This is a genomic window from Chitinivorax sp. PXF-14 (assembly GCF_040812015.1).
GTDB lineage: Bacteria > Pseudomonadota > Gammaproteobacteria > Burkholderiales > SCOH01 > JBFNXJ01.
The window spans coordinates 67,614-92,963 of sequence record NZ_JBFNXJ010000016.1 but is presented as its reverse complement, the minus strand read 5'-3'; the positions used below and the strand labels follow the sequence as shown (position 1 = coordinate 92,963).

At 63.8% G+C, this 25,350-nt stretch carries 29 protein-coding genes and 1 riboswitch; of the genes, 14 read left to right on the top strand and 15 right to left on the bottom strand.

All coding sequences use genetic code 11. The annotated features are described in order from the left end of the window. Positions 1-22: 22 nt before the first annotated feature. From dapF to ABWL39_RS17505, 6 genes are read right to left on the bottom strand one after another with little or no spacing between them, the layout of a single operon-like run. Positions 23-853 carry a diaminopimelate epimerase gene (gene dapF / locus ABWL39_RS17530; RefSeq protein WP_367794298.1) on the bottom strand — a complete coding sequence of 277 codons (831 nt, stop codon included), beginning with the start codon at positions 851-853 and terminating at the stop codon, positions 23-25. A gap of 45 nt (positions 854-898) precedes the next feature. After that, entirely contained in the window at positions 899-1,312 is a 414-nt protein-coding gene (locus ABWL39_RS17525) for a CoA-binding protein (protein WP_367794294.1), read from the bottom strand. 10 nt (positions 1,313-1,322) lie between these two features. Further along, positions 1,323-2,189: a lysophospholipid acyltransferase family protein gene (locus ABWL39_RS17520; RefSeq protein ID WP_367794291.1), complete on the bottom strand. Its 867-nt coding sequence runs from the start codon at positions 2,187-2,189 to the stop codon at positions 1,323-1,325. Then, positions 2,186-2,743, bottom strand: coding sequence for a D-alanyl-D-alanine carboxypeptidase family protein (locus ABWL39_RS17515; protein ID WP_367794288.1), 558 nt, complete (start codon positions 2,741-2,743; stop codon positions 2,186-2,188). The genes ABWL39_RS17520 and ABWL39_RS17515 overlap by 4 nt, the downstream gene beginning before the upstream one ends. After that, positions 2,740-3,609 carry a lipid A biosynthesis acyltransferase gene (locus ABWL39_RS17510; RefSeq protein ID WP_367794285.1) on the bottom strand — a complete coding sequence of 290 codons (870 nt, stop codon included), beginning with the start codon at positions 3,607-3,609 and terminating at the stop codon, positions 2,740-2,742. The genes ABWL39_RS17515 and ABWL39_RS17510 overlap by 4 nt, the downstream gene beginning before the upstream one ends. Next, positions 3,606-4,466 carry a lysophospholipid acyltransferase family protein gene (locus ABWL39_RS17505; RefSeq protein WP_367794282.1) on the bottom strand — a complete coding sequence of 287 codons (861 nt, stop codon included), beginning with the start codon at positions 4,464-4,466 and terminating at the stop codon, positions 3,606-3,608. The genes ABWL39_RS17510 and ABWL39_RS17505 overlap by 4 nt, the downstream gene beginning before the upstream one ends. Positions 4,467-4,544: 78 nt before the next feature. On the opposite strand from ABWL39_RS17505, the gene metK reads away from it, so the two are divergent. The 11 genes from metK (at position 4,545) to infA (ending at position 15,843) form a co-directional block, all read left to right on the top strand. Next, positions 4,545-5,714, top strand: a complete 1,170-nt coding sequence (gene metK / locus ABWL39_RS17500) for a methionine adenosyltransferase (protein ID WP_367794279.1) — start codon at positions 4,545-4,547, stop codon at positions 5,712-5,714. Between the two features lie 174 nt (positions 5,715-5,888). Continuing rightward, complete coding sequence (locus ABWL39_RS17495) at positions 5,889-6,530, top strand: DUF47 domain-containing protein (RefSeq protein WP_367794276.1); 642 nt, start codon at positions 5,889-5,891, stop codon at positions 6,528-6,530. Between the two features lie 16 nt (positions 6,531-6,546). Beyond that, positions 6,547-7,554, top strand: coding sequence for an anion permease (locus ABWL39_RS17490; protein WP_367794273.1), 1,008 nt, complete (start codon positions 6,547-6,549; stop codon positions 7,552-7,554). An 84-nt stretch (positions 7,555-7,638) separates the two neighbouring features. Continuing rightward, positions 7,639-7,706: riboswitch (S-adenosyl-L-homocysteine riboswitch) on the top strand. Positions 7,707-7,859: 153 nt separating this feature from the next. Continuing rightward, positions 7,860-9,263: an adenosylhomocysteinase gene (gene ahcY / locus ABWL39_RS17485; RefSeq protein ID WP_367794270.1), complete on the top strand. Its 1,404-nt coding sequence runs from the start codon at positions 7,860-7,862 to the stop codon at positions 9,261-9,263. Between the two features lie 244 nt (positions 9,264-9,507). Beyond that, positions 9,508-10,797: a hypothetical protein gene (locus ABWL39_RS17480; protein WP_367794267.1), complete on the top strand. Its 1,290-nt coding sequence runs from the start codon at positions 9,508-9,510 to the stop codon at positions 10,795-10,797. Between the two features lie 128 nt (positions 10,798-10,925). After that, positions 10,926-11,756, top strand: coding sequence for a methylenetetrahydrofolate reductase [NAD(P)H] (gene metF / locus ABWL39_RS17475; protein WP_367794264.1), 831 nt, complete (start codon positions 10,926-10,928; stop codon positions 11,754-11,756). A 2-nt stretch (positions 11,757-11,758) separates the two neighbouring features. Then, complete coding sequence (locus ABWL39_RS17470; protein ID WP_367794261.1) at positions 11,759-12,127, top strand: TfoX/Sxy family protein; 369 nt, start codon at positions 11,759-11,761, stop codon at positions 12,125-12,127. A 154-nt stretch (positions 12,128-12,281) separates the two neighbouring features. Beyond that, complete coding sequence (gene alkA / locus ABWL39_RS17465) at positions 12,282-13,745, top strand: DNA-3-methyladenine glycosylase 2 (protein ID WP_367794259.1); 1,464 nt, start codon at positions 12,282-12,284, stop codon at positions 13,743-13,745. A gap of 52 nt (positions 13,746-13,797) precedes the next feature. Then, positions 13,798-14,295, top strand: coding sequence for a methylated-DNA--[protein]-cysteine S-methyltransferase (locus ABWL39_RS17460; protein WP_367794258.1), 498 nt, complete (start codon positions 13,798-13,800; stop codon positions 14,293-14,295). A gap of 55 nt (positions 14,296-14,350) precedes the next feature. After that, positions 14,351-15,259 (top strand): DMT family transporter, encoded by a 909-nt coding sequence (locus ABWL39_RS17455; RefSeq protein WP_367794256.1) that lies wholly within the window; start codon positions 14,351-14,353, stop codon positions 15,257-15,259. A 317-nt stretch (positions 15,260-15,576) separates the two neighbouring features. Further along, positions 15,577-15,843 (top strand): translation initiation factor IF-1, encoded by a 267-nt coding sequence (infA, locus tag ABWL39_RS17450; protein WP_367794254.1) that lies wholly within the window; start codon positions 15,577-15,579, stop codon positions 15,841-15,843. A 21-nt stretch (positions 15,844-15,864) separates the two neighbouring features. On the opposite strand, the gene ABWL39_RS17445 is transcribed toward infA, so the two are convergent. Beyond that, positions 15,865-16,323, bottom strand: a complete 459-nt coding sequence (locus ABWL39_RS17445; RefSeq protein ID WP_367794253.1) for a GNAT family N-acetyltransferase — start codon at positions 16,321-16,323, stop codon at positions 15,865-15,867. Between the two features lie 92 nt (positions 16,324-16,415). Continuing rightward, entirely contained in the window at positions 16,416-17,816 is a 1,401-nt protein-coding gene (argH, locus tag ABWL39_RS17440; protein ID WP_367794251.1) for an argininosuccinate lyase, read from the bottom strand. Between the two features lie 96 nt (positions 17,817-17,912). Here argH and ABWL39_RS17435 point away from each other — a divergent pair, with 96 nt between their 5' ends. From ABWL39_RS17435 to ABWL39_RS17425, 3 genes are all read left to right on the top strand, one after another. Further along, complete coding sequence (locus ABWL39_RS17435) at positions 17,913-18,896, top strand: sensor histidine kinase (protein WP_367794249.1); 984 nt, start codon at positions 17,913-17,915, stop codon at positions 18,894-18,896. Positions 18,897-18,898: 2 nt separating this feature from the next. Beyond that, positions 18,899-19,648, top strand: coding sequence for a LytR/AlgR family response regulator transcription factor (locus tag ABWL39_RS17430; RefSeq protein ID WP_367794247.1), 750 nt, complete (start codon positions 18,899-18,901; stop codon positions 19,646-19,648). Between the two features lie 136 nt (positions 19,649-19,784). Next, positions 19,785-20,762, top strand: coding sequence for a lysophospholipase (locus ABWL39_RS17425; protein ID WP_367794244.1), 978 nt, complete (start codon positions 19,785-19,787; stop codon positions 20,760-20,762). Positions 20,763-20,934: 172 nt separating this feature from the next. Here the strand turns inward: ABWL39_RS17425 and ABWL39_RS17420 are convergent, their stop codons facing one another. The 7 genes from ABWL39_RS17420 to nadD are packed head-to-tail and all read right to left on the bottom strand — an operon-like array spanning position 20,935 to position 25,318. Then, the gene (locus tag ABWL39_RS17420) at positions 20,935-21,246 is read right to left on the bottom strand and encodes a Dabb family protein (protein ID WP_367794241.1); all 312 of its coding nucleotides are present in this window, start codon (positions 21,244-21,246) and stop codon (positions 20,935-20,937) included. Between the two features lie 11 nt (positions 21,247-21,257). Continuing rightward, positions 21,258-21,632, bottom strand: coding sequence for a diacylglycerol kinase (locus ABWL39_RS17415; protein WP_367794238.1), 375 nt, complete (start codon positions 21,630-21,632; stop codon positions 21,258-21,260). 46 nt (positions 21,633-21,678) lie between these two features. Beyond that, on the bottom strand, positions 21,679-23,133 hold the full coding sequence (gene rng, locus ABWL39_RS17410; RefSeq protein WP_367794235.1) for a ribonuclease G: 1,455 nt from the start codon (positions 23,131-23,133) through the stop codon (positions 21,679-21,681). A 57-nt stretch (positions 23,134-23,190) separates the two neighbouring features. After that, positions 23,191-23,781 carry a nucleoside triphosphate pyrophosphatase gene (locus ABWL39_RS17405; protein ID WP_367794232.1) on the bottom strand — a complete coding sequence of 197 codons (591 nt, stop codon included), beginning with the start codon at positions 23,779-23,781 and terminating at the stop codon, positions 23,191-23,193. Continuing rightward, positions 23,781-24,251, bottom strand: coding sequence for a 23S rRNA (pseudouridine(1915)-N(3))-methyltransferase RlmH (gene rlmH / locus ABWL39_RS17400; protein ID WP_367794229.1), 471 nt, complete (start codon positions 24,249-24,251; stop codon positions 23,781-23,783). The genes ABWL39_RS17405 and rlmH overlap by 1 nt, the downstream gene beginning before the upstream one ends. A 28-nt stretch (positions 24,252-24,279) precedes the next feature. After that, a complete protein-coding gene (gene rsfS, locus ABWL39_RS17395; RefSeq protein ID WP_367794226.1) occupies positions 24,280-24,648 on the bottom strand; it encodes a ribosome silencing factor in 369 nt (122 codons plus the stop codon). Between the two features lie 7 nt (positions 24,649-24,655). Further along, on the bottom strand, positions 24,656-25,318 hold the full coding sequence (gene nadD, locus ABWL39_RS17390) for a nicotinate-nucleotide adenylyltransferase (RefSeq protein ID WP_367794223.1): 663 nt from the start codon (positions 25,316-25,318) through the stop codon (positions 24,656-24,658). Positions 25,319-25,350: the final 32 nt, after the last annotated feature.

The following is a 25,350-nucleotide window of genomic DNA, read 5'->3' as shown; positions in this document are numbered from 1 at the left end:
CCCCTGGATTTCGACCGGCCGTCTAGACTTCGATCTCGCCGTGATAAACGGTCACCGCCGGCCCGGTCATCAGTACCGGCTGGCCCTCGCCCGCCCAGCTGATGGTCAGCTCGCCGCCACGCGTGGACACGGTCACGGTGGGGTCGAGCAGGCCACGCTGGATGCCCGACACCACGGCGGCGCAGGCGCCGGTGCCGCAGGCCAGCGTCTCGCCGGCCGCGCGCTCGAACACGCGCAGCTTGATGTGGCTGCGGTCGATCACCTGCAGGAAGCCGACGTTGACCTTGCGCGGAAAACGCGGATGAACCTCGATGCGCGCACCGAGCTCGCGCACCGGGTAGGCGTCGACATCGTCGACCACCAGCACCGCGTGCGGGTTGCCCATCGACACCGCGCCGATCTCGTAGCGCTCGCCATCGACATCGAGGCCATAGGTGATCGCCTGCGCATCGGCCACGAAAGGGATGTCGACCGGGTCGAGAAAGGGCATGCCCATGTCCACGGTGACCAGGCCGTTGCCCTCCAGCCGCGGCACGATGGTGCCCTTGGCAGTCTCGACGCGGATCTGGGTCTTGTCGGTCAGCCCCTGCTCGTGGACAAAGCGCACGAAGCAGCGCGAGCCGTTGCCGCATTGCTCGACCTCGCTGCCGTCGCAGTTGAAGATGCGGTACTTGAAATCGATGCCGGGCAGTGTCGATTTTTCGACCAGCAACAGCTGGTCGAAGCCGATGCCGAAGCGGCGGTCGCCCCACTGGCCGATCTGCTCATTGCTGAAATGGAAGACCTGGTTGATACCATCGACAACCATGAAATCGTTGCCGAGGCCCTGCATCTTGGTGAACTTGAGTTTCATGCGTGATCCGTCCTGATTGCGCCGTGGCCGCGCTTTTCCGCCATATTACAGGCAATAGGCCAGATAATCCTTGTAAATGCAGCGGTCCATCACCACCGTCATGCCGGCTGCGCGGGCGCGCTCGGCGGCCGCTTCGTTGACGATGCCTTCCTGTATCCAGATTGCCGGCAGCTTGAGGCGGATGCAGTCGTCGACGATGGCGTCGATCTCGGCCGCGTTGCGGAACACGTTGACGAGATCGATCTCGCCCGGCACCTGGTCGAGCCGCGCATAGGCCGGCTGCCCGAGCACCTCGCTGACGGCCGGGCGCACCGGCACGATCTGGTAGCCGAAACGCTGCATCTGGGCCGACACGCTGTGGCTCGGCCGACGCGGATTCGGCGACAAGCCGAGCACGGCGATGCGCTTTACTTGCCTGAGCAGGTCGGCGATGCCCGCCGGGCTGGGGTTGTGGAACATGATGACTCCCTCAATACAGCGAGCGTTCGCCCTCGGGGCGAGTCTTGAAGCGTTTGTGCGTCCAGAAATACTGCTCGGGCATCTCGCGCACGCGCGCCTCGATGAATTCGTTCATGCGGCGCGTATCGGCTTCGACATCGTCGCTCGGGAAATTCTCCAGCGGCGGATGGAATGTCATCACGTAACCGCCGCCACCCGGCAGCTGCCGCGTGATCGTCGGGATCACCACTGCGCCGGTCAGCCTGGCGATGCGCGACAGGCCCGTGAGCGTGGCGGCCTTGACGCCGAAGAACGGCACGAACACCGCATCCTCACGGCCGAAATCCTGGTCGGGCAGGTAGTAGAACGGCAGCTTGTCACGCTTGACCGCCTTGACCAGCGCGCGGATGCCATCCTGGCGCGACAGCAGCACCGCGTTGCCGAAGCGCTTGCGCGCGCGTAGCAGCAGCTCGGTCACGCGCGGGTTCTTCTGCTGCGCATACATCGAGCAGCCGGTGTCGTGCAGCAGGTAGGCCGTGCCGCCATGGTCGAGCCCCATGAAATGCGGCGCGAACATGATGATCGGCCGGTCACGGTAGGTCTTGAACATCTCGTAGCCTTCGAGCCGCAACAGGCGCCGCAGGCGTGCCTCCGGCGCCCACCACAGCAGGCCGTGCTCGAGCGCGCCGCGCATGAAGGACTGTAGATGCTTGACGATCAGCCGCTCGCGTTCGGCATCGCTCAGTTCGGGGAAGCACAGCTTGAGGTTGGTGCGCGCCACCTTGACCCGGCTCTTCGCCAGATAGTAGGCCAGGCGGCCCAGCGCGTTGCCGATAGCGGCCTGGACGGAGAGCGGCAGCCAATGGAGCAGCCAGAGCAGAAACAGGGCGAAATTCATGCGATGGGGTTCTCGGCCTGGATGCCGGTATAGGCCCAGTGCCATGGTTCATAAAGAATGCCGTGCGGATTGTCGCGCGGAAAGCTGAGGCGAAAGCCATATCGCGCCGCGTGCCGGGCAAGCCAGGCGAAGGCAGCCGTGGCCTCGAACACCTCTTCGAGCTCCGGCGAACCGGGCGTGCCGAGATCGACCGCCCGCCCCGTGTGGTGCTCGCTGTAGCCCGGCGCCGCGCTGGCTTCAAGGATCGCGTCGATAGCCAGCCCGGCGGCGAGCTTGCGCTCGATCAGCCCGCGCTGGTAATCGACGCTGCGAAACGCCGAGACGAGCTCAAGCACCACGCCATCGCTCGCGGCCGCGTCACGCATGGCCATCCAGGCCGCCGCCGCGTCCGCCACCAGCCGGGCGTCGCGGCCGAACTTGTCCGGGCCGACCTCGACCAGCGCCGTCGCCTCGATCTGCGGCGACAGCCCGCGTGCGCAGCCATAGCCGGGATCGATGCCGAGCGACTGGTGGATGGCGGCAAGGCGCGCCAGATAGTCGGTTTGCGCAATCATTTGTACAGGTTCTTCTCGCCGGACGGCCGTGTACCGAAGCGTTTGTGCACCCAGTAATACTGGTCGGGCATCTCGCGCACGCGGTCTTCGAGCCAGGCATTCATACGGCGCGCGTCTTCGGTCGGATCGGCACCGGGAAAGTCATCCCAGGCTGGAAACAGCTCGATCTCATAACCCCGCCAGACCGACAGCTGGCGTGTCACCACCGGCACCACACGGGCCCCCGTCATGGCGGCCAGCCGCGATGGCATGGTCAGCGTCGAGGCCAACACGCCGAAGAATGGCACGAACACCGCATCCTTGCTGTTGAAATCCATGTCCGGCAGATAAAAGAATGGCACACCATGCTTGAGCTGCTTAACGATGCCGCGCAGGCCGTCCTGGCGCGCGAACAGCTGCGGGGAGCCGAAACGCTGGCGCGCGTCGTAGAACAGCGCATCGATCTGCGGGTCCTTGTGCCGGCTGTAGAGCGTGACGGAGCCCGTATACTCGGCCAGGCGCTCGCCGAGCATGGCCGAGCCGTTGTTGAGGCCGACAAAGTGCGGGTTCAGCATGATGACGGGCTGCCCGAGATGCGGCGCCAGATGCTCCCAGCCCTTCATCCGCACCATCTTCAGCGTGCGTTCCTTCGGCTGCCAGATGTGCAGGCCCAGCTCGAGCAGCGCCCGTGTCAAGCGCATGAAGTGGCGACGGCCGATGCGTGCGCGCTCGGCACGGCTGAGCTGCGGAAAACACAGCTCGAGGTTGCGCATCGTGGTGCGCCTGCCGACCCAGAACAGGCACCAGCCCAGGGCGTAGCCGAACAAGCCCAGCAGCGGCGTCGGCAGATAGCTGAGCAGGCGCCAGACGAATAATGCGAATCTCATGGCTTGACCTCCTCCGCCGGCAGCTCGACGCCTGCCGGCCGCTTGTAACGATTGTAGCTCCACAGGTATTGCGCGGGGCAGCGCCGGACCAGCGCCTCGACATTGCGATTGACCAGTGTCGCATCGGCCGCCGCATCACCGGCGAACGCGCCGGATATCGGCACGACATGCACGCGGTAGCCGCGCCCGAACGACAGGCGCTCACCATAGAAGAACAGTACGGAAGTCTGCGCAGACTGCGCGAGCCGGGCCAGCAGCGTCATGGTGTAAGCGGGCCGGCCGAAGAACGGCGCCCAGACACCGCCGCCCTCCCCCGGCGCCTGGTCGGGCAGGATGATCAAGGCCTCACGCTGCTTCAACGTCTTGAACAATTGCCGCACCCCGGCCGGCGTGGCCGGCGCCGTCTTGCCATTGCCGCGCACGCGCCCGGCGTTCATCAGCGGCTCGAGCCAGCGCAACTTGGGCGGGCGGTACATCGCGGTCAGCGGGAAAGGCAGGCGCGAACTCAGATAACGGCCGGCAATGTCGAAACCGCCGAGGTGCGGGGTCACGAACACGATGCCGCGCTTCTCCGCGAGCGCCGCTTCGACATGCTCCCAGCCCGAGCACTCGCGCACCAGCCGCGCCACCCCGCGCGGCGAGCGGCCCCAGGCCACCAACAGCTCGAGCGCCCCCTTGCCGGTCTCGATCGCCACGCGCCACCTCAGGCGCTCGGCCCCGGGAATGCCGGACAGGCGCAGGTTCTCGCGCAGGCGCCGGGCGAACGATTTGTCCACGAACAGCGCCAGCAGCCCCAGCAAGCCGCCCAACGTGTGCAAAACCACGAGCGGCACGCGGGCCACCGCAGCGAGAAGCATATTCAGCATCAAAGCGTGTGATAAACTCAAAAGCTAATATTCTAACTTTAACTACATTGTGAGAGCGACACGCCAATCATGAGTGACACGTTTCTGTTTACCTCCGAATCGGTCTCCGAAGGCCATCCGGACAAAGTTGCCGACCAGATTTCCGATTCCATCCTCGACGCCATCCTGGCGCAGGACAAGCATGCGCGTGTCGCCGCCGAGACCCTGGTGAATACCGGCCTCGTCGTGCTGGCGGGTGAAATCACCACGCATGCAAACGTCGATTACATCCAGATCGCGCGCGACACGATCAGGCGCATCGGCTACGACCATTCCGACATCGGATTCGACTACAAGACCTGCGCCGTGCTCGTCGCCTACGACAAGCAGTCGCCCGACATAGCCCAGGGCGTGAACGAAGGCCAGGGCCTCGACCTCGACCAGGGCGCCGGCGACCAGGGCCTGATGTTCGGCTACGCCTGCGATGAAACCCCGCAGCTGATGCCCGCCCCGATCTATTACGCACACCGACTGATGCAACGCCAGAGCGAGTTGCGCAAGGATGGCCGCCTGCCCTGGCTGCGCCCCGATGCGAAATCGCAAGTCACCATCCGTTACGACAACGAGACCGGCAAGATCGAAGAAGTCGACACCGTCGTCATCTCGACCCAGCACCACCCGGATATCTCCCACGCGCAGCTGTCCGAAGCCGTGATCGAGGAGATCATCAAGCCGGTGATCCCGTCCGAGTGGCTGAAGGGCACCCGCTTCCTGATCAACCCGACCGGCCGTTTCGTCATCGGCGGCCCGATGGGCGACTGCGGCCTGACCGGCCGCAAGATCATCGTCGACACCTACGGCGGCGCAGCACCGCACGGCGGCGGCGCCTTCTCGGGCAAGGATCCGTCCAAGGTCGACCGTTCGGCCGCCTATGCCGGCCGCTATGTCGCCAAGAACATCGTCGCTGCCGGCATCGCCAAGCAGTGCATGGTGCAGGTCAGCTACGCGATCGGCGTATCGAAGCCGGTGTCGATCATGGTCGACACCTGGGGCACGTCCAAGCTCAGCAACGACCAGATCGTCGCGCTCATCAACAAGCACTTCGACCTGCGCCCCAAGGGCATCGTGCAGATGCTCGACCTGCTGCGCCCGGTCTATACCCGCACGGCGGCTTACGGCCACTTCGGCCGCGAAGAGCCGGATTTCAGCTGGGAACGCACCGACAAGGCCGAGGCTCTGCGCGCCGACGCCGGCCTGTAATCAAGGCGCCGGACACAGCATGGAATACGGGGCAGTTTGCCCCGTTTTTCTTTGCCAGTGACTTGATCCCACACTATAAATCAGCCAATAAACAATCGGCTCGGCATCGTTTCACAAGAGCATAACGATGCAGCCATGTTAAAATTTCACCTTTTTGTAACATTGGGCCTCGCCATGTTCGCACGCTTCATGCCTCAAGAGGGCAAGTTCTTCGACCTCTTCAACGCCCACGCAGAACAGATCGTTCTGGGCGCACAGAAACTCGTTACCCTGATGGACCAGCTCGGCGGCGACGCGCGCACGATCGAGGCCACTGTTCAGTCCATCGAATCCGCCGAACACCGGGCAGACAGCTTGACGCACGATACCGTCATCCTGCTCAACAAGACCTTCATCACCCCGCTCGACCGCAACGAAATCCACCAGCTGATCAACTCGATGGACGACATCGTCGACGTGGTTCACAGCATCGCCCAGACCATCACCATGTACGACGTGCGCCGCGCCACGCCGGACATGAAGCAGCTGTCCGAAATCAGCCTGTCGGCGGTGGACCGCGTCAGGGCCGCTGTCGGCCTGCTGCACGAGCCGGGCAAGCATGCGCAGGACATCCTCAAGACCTGTAAGGACATCGACAAGCTCGAGGGCGATGCCGACCGCGTGATGCGCGGCGCGATTTCCCGCCTGTTCCGCGACGAACAGGATGTGCGCGAGCTGATCAAGCACAAGGCCATCTACGAGCTGCTGGAAACCATCACCGATCGCTGCATGTCGGTTGCCAATACCGTCGAGGGCATCGTCCTCGAGAACGCCTGAGCCGGGTGAGGTTTTCATGACTGGTTTGGAAATCCACCTGTCGGTTGTCGTGCTGCTGGTCCTGCTGGCGCTCGCATTCGACTTCATGAACGGCTTTCACGATGCGGCCAACTCGATCGCCACCATCGTGTCCACCGGCGTCCTGCGGCCGCAGCATGCGGTGCTGTGGGCGGCCTGCTTCAACTTCATCGCCATCTTCATTTTCCACCTGAAGGTGGCCGCCACCATCGGCAAGGGCACCATCGATCCGAGCATCGTCGATCAGTACGTGCTGTTCGGCGCGTTGATCGGCGCCATCGCCTGGAACATCATCACCTGGTACTACGGTATCCCGTCCTCGTCGTCGCACGCTCTGATCGGCGGCCTGGTGGGGGCGGCGTTGGCCAAGGTGGGCCCGAGCGCGCTGATTTCGAGCGGCATCCTCAAGACCGTCACCTTCATCTTCGTGTCGCCTATCCTAGGCTTCTTCCTCGGCGCGCTGATCATGATTGCCACATCCTGGGCCTGCTTCCGCCAGCGCCCCGGCCAGGTCGACCGCTGGTTCAGGCGCCTGCAGCTGTTGTCGGCCGGCATGTACAGCCTGGGCCACGGCGGCAACGATGCGCAGAAGACCATCGGCATCATCTGGCTGATCCTGATCTCAGCGGGCATGTCGACCGCGCAGCAGGATGTGCCGGTGTGGGTGATCATTGCCTGCTACGGTGCGATTGCCGCCGGCACCATGCTCGGCGGCTGGCGTATCGTGCGCACCATGGGCCAGCGCATCACCGAGCTGAAGCCCGTCGGCGGTTTCTGCGCCGAAAGCGGCGGTGCGATCACGCTGTTCATCGCATCGGCCTTGGGTATCCCGGTCTCCACCACGCACACGATCACCGGCGCCATCGTCGGTGTCGGCGCCGCGCGGCGCTTCTCGGCGGTACGCTGGGGCGTGGCGGGCGGCATCGTCTGGGCGTGGATTCTAACCATCCCGGCAAGCGCCGTCATTTCGGCCATTGGCTGGTGGGTCGGCAAGCAGCTGTTCTGATCGTGTCGGCGCATGCGCCGCTGGCCAGGACCAATAAAGCGCGGCGAAAGTCGCGCTTTATTTTTGGCGGCGATATAATCCCGCACTTCCGAGGAGCGCTGCGAGGTGTCGCCACCCCAGGCTCGGTATTCGAACAACCGCGCTCACCTGACAAAACCCGTGCCGGGCACGGGATGCATAAGGCCCCCAAGGCCTTTCAGGTGAGTCTGCATCCCTCCCCCGGCCACATGCTTTAGAACTTGCCCGCCGCAAGGTGCGGCAAGGTTCTTATTTCGGACGAATTTACCGATTAAGGAGTTCACGCTGTGGCTGATACCAACGTTACCGATTACAAGATCGCCGACCTTTCCCTGGCCGACTGGGGCCGCAAGGAAATCCGCATTGCCGAAACCGAGATGCCCGGCCTGATGGCCGTGCGCCGCGAGTTCGGCGAGGCCAAGCCGCTCAAGGGCGCGCGCATTACCGGCTCGCTGCACATGACGATCCAGACCGCCGTGCTGATCGAGACGCTGGTCGCGCTCGGCGCCGAAGTCCGCTGGGCATCGTGCAACATCTTCTCGACGCAGGACCACGCCGCCGCCGCAATCGCCGCCGCCGGCATTCCCGTATTCGCCTACAAGGGCGAGTCGCTCGAAGAATACTGGGACTACAGCCACAAGATCTTCGAATGGCCGGGCGAAGGCGCCAACATGATCCTCGACGACGGTGGCGACGCCACCCTGCTGCTGATCCTCGGCGCCAAGGCCGAGAAGAACCCGGCACTGGTCGCCAACCCGACCAACGAGGAAGAGAAGGTCCTGTTCGCCGCGATCAAGAAGCGCAACGCCGAGCAGCCCGGCTGGTACGCCAAGCAGCTCGCTGGCATCCAGGGCGTGACCGAAGAAACCACCACCGGTGTCAAGCGCCTGTACCAGATGGCCGCTGACGGCTCGCTGCCCTTCCCTGCAATCAACGTCAACGACTCGGTCACCAAGTCCAAGTTCGATAACCTGTACGGCTGCCGTGAATCGCTGGTCGACGGCATCAAGCGCGCAACCGACGTGATGGTGGCCGGCAAGATCGCCATCGTGGCCGGCTATGGCGACGTGGGCAAGGGCTGCGCGCAGTCGTTGCGCGGCCTTGGCGCCACCGTCTGGGTGACCGAGATCGACCCGATCTGCGCGCTGCAGGCCGCCATGGAAGGCTACCGCGTCGTCACCATGGACGAAGCGGCACCGCAGGCCGATATTTTTGTCACCGCCACCGGTAACGTGAACGTGATCAACCACGCCCACCTCAAGGCCATGCGCGACCAGGCCATCGTCTGCAACATCGGCCACTTCGACAGCGAAATCGAAGTCGCCAGCCTGCGCCAGTATGAATGGGAGAACATCAAGCCCCAGGTCGACCACATCATCTTCCCGGACGGCAAGCGCATCATCCTGCTGGCCGAAGGCCGCCTGGTGAATCTCGGCTGCGCAACCGGCCACCCGAGCTTCGTGATGTCCAACTCCTTCACCAACCAGACACTGGCGCAGATCGAGCTGTTCACGCGTGGCGATCAATACCAGAACCAGGTTTACGTGCTGCCGAAACATCTCGACGAGAAGGTTGCCCGCCTGCACCTGGGCCGCATCGGCGCCAAGCTGACGACACTGACGGACGAGCAGTCAAACTACCTGAGCCTACCCAAGGACGGCCCCTACAAGCCGGACCACTACCGCTACTAAGCCTGTCACCGTCGACACGAAAAAGCGCCGCAAGGCGCTTTTTTGTTGCCTATGACATATGCCAATTCAGTTAAATATGACAATTGAAAATCACGAGCTTTTACTCTATGATAGCAACATGATTTAATTGTTCGACAATTTTGTTAACGTCTTATAAACAAAATTGATCAATATTTTTTCAGTTATGAACAGCAATAGGTGCAATGTGAAATATTTCGCCCCACTTCTGTCCGTTGCACCTGTATTGGCTCTCTGCACCCAGGCCCATGCCGGCATGGTTTCGCTCGACGACGAGGATCTCTCTTCCGTGCGCGGCCAGGCCATGTTCGAAATTGTGAATACCACCTTCACGCAGGCACCCCAGCATTTCGTCGCCGACTGGAAGAACGACTGGATTTCCTACGATAACAAGTGGCGCGAGCTGGCCAAGGACAGGACCACCCATTCCAGCTATATCGACCCTGCCACCGGCCGCACGTTTGAAGAAAACTTCAAGATCGACGGCTGGCCCGTCTACAAGGACCCCACCACCGGCCAGGAAATGCAGATCACAGGCCCGATCAATTTCACCAAGCTGCGCATCGGCGCCGATATCGACGTCGACATGGACGTCGGCAAGATGTGGCTGGGTGGCTATACCGACAACGGCATACGCAAGAAGCGCGATGACTCGGCACCCGGCGGCTACGTCAACGAGACCTACCAGAGCGTGTCGGACTACGACATCAAGCAGGACAACATCAAGTGGACGGGCTGGCGCGACCCGGACCTGTTCGGCAACCAGACCGGCGCCTACCACCCGTTTCACCTGGGCAAGCCCTATATCGAAATCGCGCACAAGGACAACCCCAACGGCGAGAAGGAGATTCTCGGCTTCCGCGTCGGCTTCGAGGAAATGGACGGCATCTTCGGCGTCAACTTCCGGATCGGCTCCGGCCGCGGCTTCGTCACATCGCAAGTGAAGACGCCGATACTCAACGGCTTCCCGCCCGGCGGCATAGCCACGATCACCTCGAACAACTACGGCCGCCGTGCCGAAGGCGACGCCGTACTCGCACACTTGCCGGGCCTGCTCGACTCGACCTCGAACCCGATCCTGGGTCTGGACCCGATCGTCATCTCGCCCAACAAGGGCCTGATGTTCACCGACGCGCTCTGCGTCGGCCGCACCGCCGGCCTGGGCCGCTGCGCGCCCGCCGACCAACAGAACATGTACCGCCCCGGCACGGTCGATCACAGTGGCATTCCCGGCTTTATCCCCGGCCTGGGCGGCCCCAACCAGATTGGCGCATTCGACCTGCTTGCCGGCTTGAAGAACTACCCTCAATACGACACCTCCACGCGCGACTTCTGGGTGTCGTTCAGCAAGGTCGACAACCTGCTCTACCCGGCCACCAACCCGAACGAAAACTTCCCGGCCCAGCACGGCGCCTGGCTCAACCTGACGGACAACGTGCGCATCATGTCGGTGGTCAACCTACCCGGCATCTGGGCGATCGCCAACACCGGCTCGGCCAATCTGCGCAAATGGTGATGCAGGCCTGATGTGGACGATGGCGGGCGATGAGCCCGCCTCATGTCAGGATGCCGAGAATTCAAGCCGCGGCCATACGGCTTGGTGTAACATCGGGCACAATTTGCCATGACTTCGCCGCACGCAAGATGAACCATCCTACTTTCAGCTTCGAGTTTTTCCCCCCCAAGACGCCGGAAGGCACCGACAAGCTGCGCAACACGCGCAAACAACTGGCCCAGTTCAAGCCACAGTTCTTTTCGGTCACCTTCGGCGCCGGCGGCACGACCCAGCAGGGCACGATGGACACGGTGCTGGAAATCCAGTGCGAAGGCTTTGATGCCGCTCCCCATCTGTCCTGCATCGGCTCGACCAAAGACAATGTGCGCGCGCTGCTCAATGCCTACCGTGAGCACGGCATCAAGCGCATCGTCGCGCTGCGCGGCGACATCCCGTCCGGCATGGTCGAATTCGGCGAATTCCGCTACGCCAACGAGCTGGTCGAGTTCATCCGGGCCGAACATGGCGACTGGTTCCACATCGAGATTGCGGCCTATCCCGAATACCATCCGCAGGCACGCTCAGCACTCGACGACCTGGCCAATTTCGAACGCAAGGCCAAGGCTGGTGCAAGCTCGGCGATCACCCAGTATTTCTTCAATGCCGACGCCTACTTCGCCTTCGTCGACGAAGTGCGTTTCCGCGGCGTCGACATCCCCGTCGTGCCCGGCATCATGCCGATCAACAACTTCAGCCAGCTCGCCCGTTTCTCCGACGCCTGTGGTGCCGAGATCCCACGCTGGCTCAGGCTCAAGCTGCAGAGCTACGGCGATGACATGGCGTCGATCCGCGCACTCGGCCTCGACGTGGTCACCGACCTGTGCGACCGCCTGCTCAGCGGCGGCGCACCGGGCCTGCACTTCTACACCCTGAATGCGGCGGGCGCCGTCTCCACCGTCTGGCAGCGTCTGGGGCTCTGATCATGGCCGCCTACAGCGAATACGTCGAACACATCAAGGAACAGCTTGCCCCGCTCGGCACCGTCACCTCGCGTGCGATGTTCGGCGGTTTCGGTATTTATCTCGATGGCACCTGCTTCGCCATCGTGACCGACGAGACCCTGTACTTCAAGGTCGACGACCATACCCGTCCCGACTACGAAGAACACAACCTCGGGCCGTTCACTTACGAGAAGAAGGACGGCACGAGCGCGAGCATGTCCTACTATCCCTTGCCGGAAGAAGTGCTCGAAGACCGGGAACTGCTGATGAACTGGGCACGCACGGCATTTGAAGTCGCCTTGCGGGCACAATCGAAGAAACGCAAGAAAAGTGCCGAAGCGGACGAATAAGGCGCTTCCCTCCCCCCAAAAAGGTCGGCTCTGCCGGCCTTTCTGTTTCCCGGCCCGACGTGTTCGCAGTGATCCGGCAGCTGACTTGCGCCACCTAATTTCGACGTCCGAAAACGGCGAGTAATTCCCGGGTGCCGGGCTCATAATGGCGCCAATGCTACTTGATCCAAGCGCCTGTTATCAGGCCCTGCTCACCCACGACCACCGCTTCGACGGCCGCTTCTTTGTCGGCGTGACATCGACCGGCATCTATTGCCGCCCGGTGTGCACAGTCAAGACGCCGAAAGCCGCGAACTGCCGGTTTTTCCCGAGCGCGGCGGCGGCCGAGTCCTGTGGTTTCCGACCTTGCCTGCGCTGCCGGCCCGAACTGGCGCCGGGGCTGGCGAGCGTTGATGCGCCGGCACGGCTGGCCCGGCTCGCCGCAAACCACATCGAAGATGGCAGCTTGAACGATGACAGCCTTGCCACGCTCGCCGAGCGCATGGGTGTGACCGACCGTCACCTGAGGCGCGTGTTTCTTGCCGAATTCGGCGTGAGCCCGATCGCCTACGCCCAGACGCAGCGCCTGCTGCTCGCCAAGCGCCTGCTGACCGACACCGCCTTGCCCGTCACCGATGTCGCCCTGGCGGCGGGCTTCGGCAGCATCCGCCGCTTCAACAAGCTGTTCGTCGAGCGCTATCGACTCAACCCCAGCCAGTTCCGTCGCAGCATCGACACGTCGCAGGCCGTCGACAGCCTGCGTTTCGAGCTGGGCTATCGCCCGCCTTACGCTACGGCGCAGATGTTCGCCTTCCTCTCGGCGCGGGCCATCCCCGGCGTCGAACAAGGCGAGGCCGACGGCTACCGCCGCACGGTCAGGCTGGAACGCGGCGGCCACCTCCTTACCGGCTGGCTGAGCGTCAAGGCTGCGACGCAGCGGCCGGTGCTGGAGGTCCAGCTGTCGGCCAGCCTGGCCGGCGCCATTCCGCTGCTGCTCGGCCGGGTCAAGCGGCTGTTCGATCTCGCCTGCCAGCCCGACGAGGTGGCCGCCGCGCTGGGCCCGCTGGCCGAGCCGCGCCCCGGCTTGCGCCTGCCCGGTGCATTCGATGGCTTCGAGATGGCCGTGCGTGCGATTCTCGGGCAGCAGGTCACGGTCAAGGCGGCGCGCACACTGGCCGGGCGCTTTGCCAGCCGTTTCGGCAGCGCGATCGCGACGCCGTGGCCGGCACTCGCCGCTGTCTTCCCGACTGCGGCCGAGGTGGCCGTGGCCAGCGAAAGCGACATTGCCTCACTCGGCATCGTCGGTGCGCGTGCACGGGCCATCCTAGCTCTGGCCAGGGCAGTCGCGGACGGGCAGCTGGCGCTGCTGCCGCACGCCGATGTCGAACGCACGCTCACCGCGCTGACAGCGCTGCCCGGCATTGGTGGCTGGACCGCCCACTACATCGCGATGCGTGCGCTGTCCTGGCCCGATGCCTTCCTTCCGGGAGATGTGGCGGTGCGCAAGGCAATGGGCGGCATGGCGCCACGCGAGATGCTGGCGCAGGCCGAAGCCTGGCGCCCATGGCGGGCCTATGCCGTGATGCACCTGTGGGCCAGCCTGGCCACAGCAGACGGTGCGGATACGGCAGATCGATGAGCCCGAACGCTTGCCGCCAGCCCTCGGGGCCGCACAAACAGGAGAACAAATCATGCGCTATACCTATGTGAACAGCCCGCTCGGGCCCATGCTGCTGACCGGTAGTGACGCGCTTTGCGGCTGCTATTTCGTCGGGCAACGCTACCAGCCCGAGATTGCGGCGGATTGGCGCGAAGACGGCACATTGCCCGTCTTCCGGCAGGCAGCCGAGCAATTGGCGAGCTATTTTGCGGGCGAGGCCCGGCAGTTCGACCTGCCGCTCGACCTGAGCGCCGGTACGGCGTTTCAGCAGCGGGTGTGGCGGGCGATCGCCAGCATCGCCCCGGGGGCGGCCATCAGCTACCGCCAGCTGGCCGACACGGTCGAGGCGCCCCGCGCCATCCGCGCCGCTGGCAGCGCCACGGGGCGCAACCCGCTGTCCGTCATCATTCCGTGCCACCGTATCGTCGGCAGCGACGGCTCGCTGACCGGCTATGCCGGCGGCCTCGGCAGAAAGACCGCGCTGCTGACGCTGGAGGGCTATCTGCCACGCCATGCGCGGGGTGAATAGCGCTGCCGGACAAGCCCCATCCTGCCACCCATTATGTGAACCCATGCCAGCCGCCATGAAGCCAGCCGACCTGATCGAACTATTGCTGCTCGCCGCCCTGTGGGGCGCCTCCTTCCTGTTCATGCGCATTGCCGCGCCGGTGTTCGGGCCTGTGCCACTGATTGCAGTGCGGGTGGCGGTCGCGACGGCCTGCCTGCTGCCGCTGCTCGCCTGGCGCGGCGGCCTGCAGCCCCTCGTGGCATCTCCCGGCCTCATGCTCGTGGTGGGGCTGCTCAACTCGGCCCTGCCTTTTATCTGCTTTGCCTATGCCACGCTGTCGATCACGGCCGGTTTCACCTCGATACTCAATGCCACGACGCCGATGTTCGGTGCACTGGTAGGCTGGCTGTGGCTCAAGGACAAGCTCAGCTGGCTGCGCATCGTCGGCCTGCTGGTCGGTTTCAGCGGTATCGTGGTGCTGGTGTGGGGCAAGGTGTCGTTCAAGCCCGGCGGATCGGGCCTGGCCATCGTGGCCTGCCTGAGCGCGACATTGATGTATGGCATTGCAGCCAATCACACCAAGCGCTACCTGACCGGCGTGCCGGCACTCGCTATCGCCACGGGCACCCAGCTGAGCTCCGCCCTCGTGCTGGCACCGTTCGCCTGGTGGTGGTGGCCGGCGCAGGCACCGACGACGACCGCCTGGACCGCGGCAATCCTGCTCGGCGTGTTCTGCACCGGCATCGCCTATGTACTGTATTTCCGCCTGATCGCCCGGCTCGGCCCGGCCAAGGCAATCAGCGTGACTTTCCTGATCCCGCTGTTTGCCTCGCTCTGGGGCGTGCTGTGGCTCGCCGAGCCGGTCACCACGGCGATGTTCGCGGGCGGCGGCGTGGTATTGCTCGGTACGGCGCTCACCACGGGCGTCATCGGCAATGGCTGGCGGCCATGGCCCGCGCGGCCCGCCGCACGCAGCGCCGATTGAGGCGGCGTCGGCTGGTGTTGCATTGCATCACCAGCGGGCGACACGGGCCAGTGGCCTGAAAATCCTGTATAATTGGGTGCTTAGAGGTACTTGGGCTTGCCTGTACCTGTCTGCGCCCCGCCAGCTGTCTCTTCACCGTCGTTTCGTGTTGGCCATCTAGACGGCTTCCGTTTTTTCAACCGCATTCTGGCTGTGCTGCCGATGCCCATTGGGGCTCCATCGGATCATTGGCCTTTGTCCCAGAGACGCCAGGTGCGCGGCATCCGGCAACAGATGGCTGTTGCAGCGGGTGCCCATCCATACAGGAGATTCGCCACATGGCAAAAGAAGAAGTAATCGAACTGGAAGGCGTCGTATCCGAAGTCCTACCCGACACCCGTTTTCGCGTCACGCTCACCAACGGCCACGAAATCTCGGCCTATGCCTCGGGCAAGATGAAGAAGCACCGCATCCGCGTGCTCGCCGGTGACCGTGTCACCGTCGAAATGTCGCCTTACGACCTGACCAAGGGCCGCATCAGCTTCCGCCACAAGGACGAACGTCCGTCTGGCGCGCCGGCGCCCGCACCGTTCCACCGTCGTTGATCGGCTTGCAGGCACCGTGAATCACGGTGCCCGCTGCCAGCGCATGTCCAGGTGGGGAATACCATCTTCCAGGTACACCGCCCCCACCGCAACAAACCCATATCCCCCGTAGAATCCCTGCAGATGTGCCTGTGCGCCGATGGTGATGGCCTGCGCCGGGAACAGTCGCGCCATGCAGGCCATGATCTCGCCCGCGAGCGCATGGCCAAGGCCCAGACCACGCGCCTCGGGCGCCGTCACGACGCGGCCGAACGATGGGTCGGGGTAGCTGGCCCCGGCCGGCAGCAGGCGCGCATAACCCTGTAATGCGCCATCTTCGTCCCGCCCCATCAGGTGATAGGCGTGTTTATCCTTGCCATCCGCGTCGAGGTAGAGGCAGGCCTGCTCGAGCACGAATACGCGCTGCCGCAGCACCATGAGATCGTAGAGTTCGTCAGTCGATAGCGCCGAGAACGGCTTGCATTGCCAGATCAGTTGCATCGCTCCCTCCGGAAACAGCCAGGCCGGCAAGAGCCGGCCCGGTTTACGTCACATCACTTCATCACTCGCTCACGTCCAGGCGAGCTTGGGGCTCATAGCCCCAGCAGGCGGCGTGCCTCGACGACCGCAGCGCGCACTTGCGCCGGCGCGGTGCCGCCGATGTGGTTGCGGCTGTTCAGCGAGCCTTCGAGCGTCAGCACCGCAAAGACATCCTGCTCGATCGACGCATGGAAAGCCTGCAGCTCCGCCAGGCTCAGGTCAGCCAGGTCGCAGCCCTTCTGCTCGGCAAAGCGCACGGCGCGGGCGACCGTTTCGTGCGCATCGCGGAACGGCAGGCCGCGCTTGACCAGATAGTCGGCGAGATCGGTCGCGGTGGCGAAGCCCTGTAGCGCGGCGGCACGCATCGCTTCTTTCTTGACCGTGATGCCGCGCATCATGTCGGCGTAGATGCTCAGCGTGATCGTCAGCGTGTCGACGGTGTCGAACAGCGGCTCCTTGTCTTCCTGATTGTCCTTGTTGTAGGTCAGCGGCTGGCCCTTCATCAGCGTCAGCAAGCCCATCAGGTGGCCGAACACGCGGCCGGACTTGCCGCGTGCCAGCTCGGCGACGTCGGGATTCTTCTTCTGCGGCATGATCGAACTACCGGTACAGAAGCGGTCGGCGATGTCGATGAAGCCGAAACGCGGGCTCATCCACAGGATCAGTTCTTCGGACAGGCGCGACAAGTGCATCATCACGAGCGACGCGGCAGCGGTGAATTCGATCGCGAAGTCGCGGTCGGACACGGCGTCGAGTGAATTGCGGCTGACCTGCTCGAAGCCCAGCAGCTCGGCAGTGTAGGCACGCTCGATCGGGTAGCTGGTGCCGGCCAGCGCGGCCGAGCCCAGCGGCATGCGGTTGACGCGCCGACGCGCATCGGTGAAGCGTTCGGCATCGCGTTCGAGCATCTCGAAGTAGGCCAGCAGGTGGTGGCCAAAGGTCACCGGCTGCGCGACCTGCAGGTGGGTGAAGCCCGGCATTACGGTATCGGCGTTCTGCTCGGCCAGGTCGACCAGGGAGGTCTGCACGGCACGGATCAAGGGCACGATCTGGTCGATCGCGTCGCGCACGTAGAGGCGGATGTCGGTCGCCACCTGGTCGTTGCGCGAGCGGCCCGTGTGCAGGCGCTTGCCGGCGTCGCCGACCTTGTCGGTCAGGCGCTTCTCGATATTGAGGTGTACATCTTCGAGGTCAACCGACCAGTCGAAGCGCCCTTCGCGGATATCGGCCAGAATCTCGGCCATGCCGCGCTCGATCGCCGCCAAGTCATCGTTCGACAGCACGCCGACCTTGTTGAGCATCTTGGCATGGGCAAGCGAGCCCTGGATGTCGAACTCCGCCAGACGCTTGTCGAACCCGACCGATGCGTTATAACGCTTCAAGAGTTCCGACATCGGCTCGGAAAACCGGCCGGACCACGCCTTGTCGCGGTTATCCAGGTTGCTGGCTTGCATATGGGGTTCACCCTGTACAAAATTGAAAAGATGACAATTATCGACCAAAACACCCGAAATAAGAACCCTGGACAGGCGTCTATCGGGCCCAATCGCGTGCCCGATGCCCTGCCGGACTTCCGCAATCTCGGCACGCAGTTGCGCGTCCTGCTCGCCGTCAACCTGGCGGCCATGCTGGCGGCGCTGGCGGTGAGCGAGCGCTTCGCCGATTTCGCGCGCATCTTCACCCAGTTCTCGGCACTGCTGCAGCCCGCGTTGCTGGTCACCCTGGTGCTGCTATTGCTGCTCGACCGCCAACTGCATCGCCTGAGCTACCGCAGCGGCGTGCTGGCCGTCATGGCAACCTGCCTAACGGCCACCCTTGCCGTCGTCGCCATGCTCGGGGAGCGCGACGGGCTCGGCGGCGAACGCTCGGTGCGTGCGGCACTGTACGCGCTGGCTGGCAGCGCGGCACTGCTCGAATATTTCCATCTGCGCAACCGCGCGCTCTCCCCGGCTCTGGCCGAAGCACGGCTACAGGCCTTGCAGGCACGCATCCGCCCACACTTCCTGTTCAATTCGCTCAACGCGGTGCTGAGCCTGATCCGCAGCCAGCCGCGCGTGGCCGAGCGGGCGCTGGAAGATCTGGCCGACCTGTTCCGCGTGGTGATGGCCGATAACAATCAGCTGTCGCCGCTCGGCCGTGAACTCGAACTGTCGCGCAACTATCTGGCGATCGAGCAGCTGCGGCTCGGCGAGCGGCTGCAGGTGGAGTGGCACACCGACAAGGCGCCGACGAATGCGAAGATTCCGCCGCTGGTGATCCAGCCGCTGCTCGAGAATGCGGTCTATCATGGCATCGAGCCCAGCGAGCATCCCGGCATCGTCAGCGTCAATGCCTACCGCTCGCGCGACGAGGTGCACATCGACATCCGCAACCCTTATACCGCCAATAGCGGCAGCCATCACGAGGGCAACAAGATGGCCATGAACAACATCCGCGAACGCCTGGCGCTGTTCTTCGATGCCGAGGCCAGCCTGACAACGACGATCGGCAGCAACTATTATCAAGTACACATCATGCTGCCTTACCGAGAATAACAATGAGCACCCGAGTTTTCATCGTCGATGACGAACAGCCGGCACGCAGCCGCCTGAAGGACCTGATCGCGGACTGCGCCGAAGCCCTGCCCGTGGTCTTCGCAGGCGAAGCCAGCACCGGCGCGCAGGCGCTCGACTGGCTCAACGAGCACGAGGCCGATGTCGCCCTGCTCGATATCCGCATGCCGGGCATGTCGGGGATCGAGCTGGCGCAGCACATGCAGAAGCTGCCCCACCCGCCGGCTGTGATCTTCACCACCGCCTATGACCAATTCGCGCTGCAGGCCTTCGAGGTCAACGCCGTCGACTACCTGCTCAAGCCGATCCGCGCCGAGCGCCTGGAGGCCGCGCTGAACAAGGCCAACAAGTTCGCCGTTGCGCCGCCCGCGCTGAAGAACCTGGACAGGAAAAGCCGCCAGTTCCTCAGCGTATCGGAACGCGGCAAGGTGATCCTGGTGCCGGTCAAGGACATCCTCTACCTCAAGGCCGAACTCAAGTACGTGACCTTGCGGACGGCCGAGCGCGAATACCTGCTGGAAGAATCGCTGACCCACCTGGAACAGGAATTTCCCGATGATTTCGTGCGCATCCACCGCAACTGCCTGGTGTCGCGGCCGGCCATTTCCGGCTTCGAACGCGCCACCACGGCCGAGGGCGAAGGCCACTGGGTGGCCCTGATCGGCGCCACCAGCGAGCGCCTGCCGATCAGCCGGCGGCAGCAAGCCATCGTGCGGGAATACCGGCACCTATAGAAGATTCAATCTTCATTGTTTTTCACCATTGCGTTTCGCCATGCCAATGCGATAATGGCATGATGATCACTATTATTTTTCGAGTATATTCGTATTCGAAAATAACAATATAAAAGAGAAACGCCCGGAGAGAACGATGAAGGAACGCCAATTCACCCTGCAAGCCGCCGACGGCCACCGCATTTTTGCGGTCGAATGGCTGCCGGAGCACGGCAACGTGCGCTGTGTGCTGCAAATCTCGCATGGCATGGCAGAGCACTGCCTGCGCTACCGCGATTTTGCGCAATACCTGAGCCAGCGCGGCATCGCCGTCTATGCTCACGACCATCGCGGGCACGGCCAGTCCGTCAGCAATGGAGAAGTAGTCGGCCATTATGCCGACAGCGACGGCTGGAACAAGGTGGTCGCCGACGTTCACCAGGTCAACCGGGAGATCGCCAGGCTTCAGCCACAGCTGCCGATCACCCTGCTCGGCCACAGCATGGGCTCCTTCATCACCCGTGCCTACGTGCTCAAACATGCCAGCACCCTGGCGGCGGTCATTGTTTCCGCCACTGGCGTGCGTTATGGCGGCATCGCCAAGCTGGCCCGATCGATCGCACGCTGGGACGCCCGGCGCATCGGGACACGCAAGCCCAGCAAACTGATGGCCAGGCTCAGTTTCGGCACCTTCAATCTGCAATTCCTGCCGACCCGCACCGCTTTCGACTGGCTGTCCCGCGACAGCAAGCAGGTTGACGCCTATCTTGCCGACCCGCTGTGCGGCTTCGACTGCAGCGCGCAGCTGTGGGTCGACATGTTCGGCGGGATCATCGATGCCGAATGCGCCGAAATCGATGGCAGCACGCTGCCGCGCGGCCTGCCCGCCCTGCTCGTCGCCGGCACCAAGGACCCGACCAGCATGGGCGGCCTCGGCATGAAGCAGCTCGCCAGGCGCTATCAGGCGGCCGGCATGGCCGACGTCAGCGTCAAGCTGTACAAGGGTGGGCGCCACGAGCTGCTGAACGAGACCAACAATGCCGAGGTGTACGCCGACCTCGCAAGCTGGATCGAGGTGCATTGCAAATCGTCGGCCAGCCAGCCGCAGAACCTGGCGGCAACGGTGCCCGCCTGATTGCCCTTGAAGGCGGCCGTTGGCCGCCTGCCGGGCCCGGGCATCCGCCGTCAGCCTGGCAGGAAAGAGGGAACGGAGGCTCGGTTCTCAATACGCGTAGCGGGCCCGTTCGACGAGAAAGCGGGTCTGTCTTCGCGCCGGCAGGCCGGTTGCGCCGCCGGTCCGGCCATCCCTAGCGTAGCGTGTAGTCGAACACCAGCGCCTGTTCCAGCCTGGGCTGAACCCGCGCGACGAAAGCCTGGTGCGCAGGGTGGGCGAGATAGCGGTCGCGCGATGCGGCATCGGCAAATCCGAGCGTGAAGGCATGGGTGTAGCCGTGATCGAGCCCTTCCGGGCTCTCGTTGCCTCCATGCTCGAATGACAGCACCTCGGGGATGTGCGCCGGCAGCGCCAGAAATGCAGCCACCAGGCTCGCCACCTCGTCATCCGCCAACTCGGGCAGAAAACGGAACAGCACCAGGTGGCGTAAACGGACCGTGCTCATCGGCGCGTCTCCTATTTCAGCAAGATCAACGACCACACGCTGCCGATCGACACCAGCCCGACCAGCTGCGCGGCGCTGCCCATGTCCTTCGCGCGCTTGGACAACTCATGGCGTTCGAGCGAGATGCGGTCGATCGCCGCTTCGATCGCCGAATTCAGCAGCTCGATGATCAGCGACAACAGCACGCTGCCGATCAGCAGCGCCTTCTCCTGCCGGCCCACGTCGAGCCACAGCGCCAACGGCACCAGCACCAACGCCATCCACGAGAGCTGGCGGAAGGCTGCCTCGCCACGGTAGGCGGCGCGCAGGCCATCGATCGAATAAAACAGCGCATTCCATACACGCTTGAGGCCCGTCTGGCCTTTGAAGGGGCTTTCCTGGTTCACCGTATCGGCTCATCTGGATGAAACCAGGCAGCTTACCTGCGGCGTGTTACATCAATACCACGTCGAACTGTTCCTGCGTGTAGGCGGTTTCGACCTGCATCGAGATCGGCTTGCCAATGAAATCGGCCAGCTGCGCGAGGCTCTGCGACTCTTCGTCGAGAAACATGTCGATCACGCTCTGCGCCGCCAGAATGCGGTATTCCTTGGCATTGTACTGGCGCGCCTCGCGCACGATCTCGCGCAGGATCTCGTAGCACACGGTCTGCGCAGTCTTGATCTCGCCACGCCCCTGACAGGTCGGACACGGCTGGCAGAGCTGGTGCGCCAGGCTCTCTCGCGTGCGCTTGCGCGTGAGCTCGACCAGGCCCAGGCTGGTGAAGCCGTTGACGGTGATCTTGGTGCGGTCCTTGGACAAGGCCTTGCTGAGCTCAGACAGCACGGCCTGGCGATGCTCGTCGGACTCCATGTCGATGAAGTCGATGATGATGATGCCGCCGAGGTTGCGCAGCCGGAGCTGGCGCGCGATCACCTGGGTGGCCTCGAGGTTGGTCTTGAAGATCGTCTCGTCAAAGCTGCGCGTGCCAACAAAGCCGCCGGTGTTGACGTCGATCGTCGTCAGCGCCTCGGTCTGATCGATGATCAGGTAGCCGCCGAACTTGAGGTTGACCCGGCGCGACAGCGCACGCTCGATCTCGGCCTCGACGCCATACAGCTCGAACAGCGGGCGATCGCCGGTGTAATGCTGCAGCCGGTCCACCACGTTGTGCACATAGGCGTCGGCGAACTCCACCATCTTGCCGTGGGTCTCGCGCGAGTCGATGATGATGCGTTCCGTCTCTTCGTCGACGAAATCGCGCAGCACCCGGAATGCCAGGCTCAGGTCCTGGTACAGCAGGCTCTGCGGCGGCATCGAGCGCGCCTTCTGGCGGATGTCTTCCCAGATGCGCGACAGGTAGTCGATGTCGGCCTGCAGCTCGTCGTCGCCGGCCGTCTCGGCGCTGGTACGGATGATGTAGCCGTGGCTCGATTCCTTGGGCAGCAGGGCATCGAGGCGTTCGCGCAGGTGCTCGCGCTCCTCTTCATCGACGATGCGCTGCGAGATGCCGATATGGTTCTCCTGCGGCAGGTGCACGAGAAAACGGCCGGCGATGCTGATCTGCGTCGACAGCCGTGCACCCTTGGTGCCGATCGGGTCCTTGATCACCTGCACCAGCACGGTCTGGCCTTCATGCATCAGGTTCTCGATGCGTTGTTGCTCGCCCGGTGCCTGGCGCTGTTCGATCACGTCAGCGATATGCAGGAAGGCCGCGCGCTCCAGGCCGATCTCGATGAAGGCCGACTGCATGCCTGGCAGCACCCGGCGCACCTGCCCCAGGTAGATGTTGCCGACGAGACCCAACTGGGCGGAACGCTCCATGTGGATTTCCTGCACCACGCCTTCCGACATCATGGCGACGCGGGTTTCCTGTGGAGTCAGGTTGATGAGTATTTGTTCTTTCATGGGGGCATAAAAATGGCGAGTCGAGCTCGCCATGTATGTTTGTATGGACTGCCTCGTTTATAGCACGGGCCGCCCGAAAGCGGCCAGCAGCGAAGCAGTCTCGTGGAGCGGCAGACCGACGATGCCGGTGAAGCTGCCGCGCATCTCCTCGATGAAGATTGCCGCGAAACCTTGAATCCCGTACGCGCCGGCCTTGTCCATCGGCTCGCCGGTGGCGATATAGGCGTCGATTTCAGCCTCGCTCAATTTCTTGAAGCGCACCGTGCTGACCGAGGTCCTGAGCTCGCAGCGGCTGTCGTCGCGCAGCGCGACCGAGGTGATCACCTGATGCTCGCTGCCGGACAGCTTGCGCAGGATCACCGCCGCATCGGCCCGGTCGGCGGGTTTGCCGATGATCTCGTCACCCAGTACCACGGTGGTATCAGCCGCCAGCAGCGGGCGATGCGGCAGGTTGAAACGGTTCAGCATGGCCCAGCCGGCTTCGGCCTTCTCGCGTGCCAGGCGCTCGGTATAGTCGCGCGGCAGCTCGCCGGGCAAGGGGGTTTCGTCGATATCGGTGCGGATCACTTCGAGCGGCACGCCCAGCTGGGCAAGCAGCTCGCGGCGGCGCGGGCTGGCGGAGGCGAGGTAGATGACGCGGTCTGGCATTATTCTCGATGGTAAGGATGATTGTTGATGACCGACCAGGCGCGGTAGAGCTGTTCGGCGAGCAGCACGCGCACCATGCCGTGCGGCATGGTCATGGCCGACAGTTGCAGCAGCTTGTTGGCACGCTGCTTGATGGCGGGATCGAGGCCATCCGCCCCGCCGATCACGAAGGCGACATCACGCCCGGCGCCGAGCCAGCCCTTCATCTGCTCGGCAAGCTTGAGCGTGGTCCAGTTCTCGCCACGCTCGTCGAGCGCGATCAGGAAACAAGCGGGCGACAGGGCCGCCTCGATGCGCGTGCATTCGGCAGCCATCACCTGGGCAGCGGTCTTGCCGCCCACGCGCTTCTCCGGCTTGATCTCCCTGAGCTCGACACTGCATTCGCGCGGCATGCGCTTGGCGTACTCGGCGTAACCCTGCTCGACCCAGTCCGGCTGCTTGTGCCCGACCGCGACGATCTGCAGCTTCATTACCGCGCCCCCCGGGCTGCCTCAAACCTCACTCGGCATGGCCCCACATGCGCGGTGCCGGCGTGTAAGCGGGCTTCTGCCCACCCCACAGGCCTTCGAGGTTGTAGTAGTCGCGCACTGCGGGCTGCATCACATGCACGACGATGCTGCCGAGGTCGGCCAGCACCCATTCGCCGGACTGTTCGCCTTCGACGCTGAGCACCTCGCCGCCGGCTTCCTTGATCTTTTCGCGGACATTGTTGGCAAGCGCCTTGACCTGGCGGGTGGAGTCGCCGCTGGCGATGATCAGCATCTCGAACAGCGTGGTGAGCTTGGTGACGTCGAGTACGACGATATCCTTGGCCTTGACGTCTTCGAGTGCGTCGATGGCCAGTTTTTGCAGTTGTTCTGTATTCATGTTTTCTCTAGAGATAAAGCTGATGTTGCTCAATGTAGTCCACGACGGCATCCGGCAACAGATAGCGCGGGCTCTTGCGCTGCGCCACGTAGCGGCGAATCGTGGTGGACGAGATGTCCAGTTGTGTCACACCCAGCGTGACGATGGCACCGGCCGGCGCTTCGCCGAATGCGCTGCGGTCGGGCGTCAGGCGACGCTCGAACTCGGCCAGCAGCACCGGCGGCAGCGCGTCCTGCCAGGCCGAGGTGAGCACGCCGGGGCGATGCGCCACGGCGACATGGGCCAGCTCGAACAGCTCGCGCCAACGCCGCCATGAGGCAAAGCCGATGAAGGCATCGGCCCCGACCAGCAGCACCAGCGGCCGCTCCGGGCCATATTCCGCGCGCAATTCGGTCAGCGTGTCGACGGTGTAGCACAAGCCGTCACGCGCCACCTCGCGGTCGTCCACCAGAAAAGCCGCGTTGCCCTGCGCCGCCAGCCTTGCCATGGCGAGCCGGTGTCGGCTCTCCACGCTCGGGCTGTCGCGGTGCGGCGGCTCCCCTGTGGGAATCAGGTGCAGCCGCTCAAGCCTCGCCGCATCGGCCAGTTCCTGGGCGATGCGCAAATGGCCATAGTGGATGGGATTGAAGGTGCCGCCAAAAACGCCGACGGGCTGGGACAAGCTGGGCATGCGCGCAATTATACCCTAGTAGTCAAGGGCTT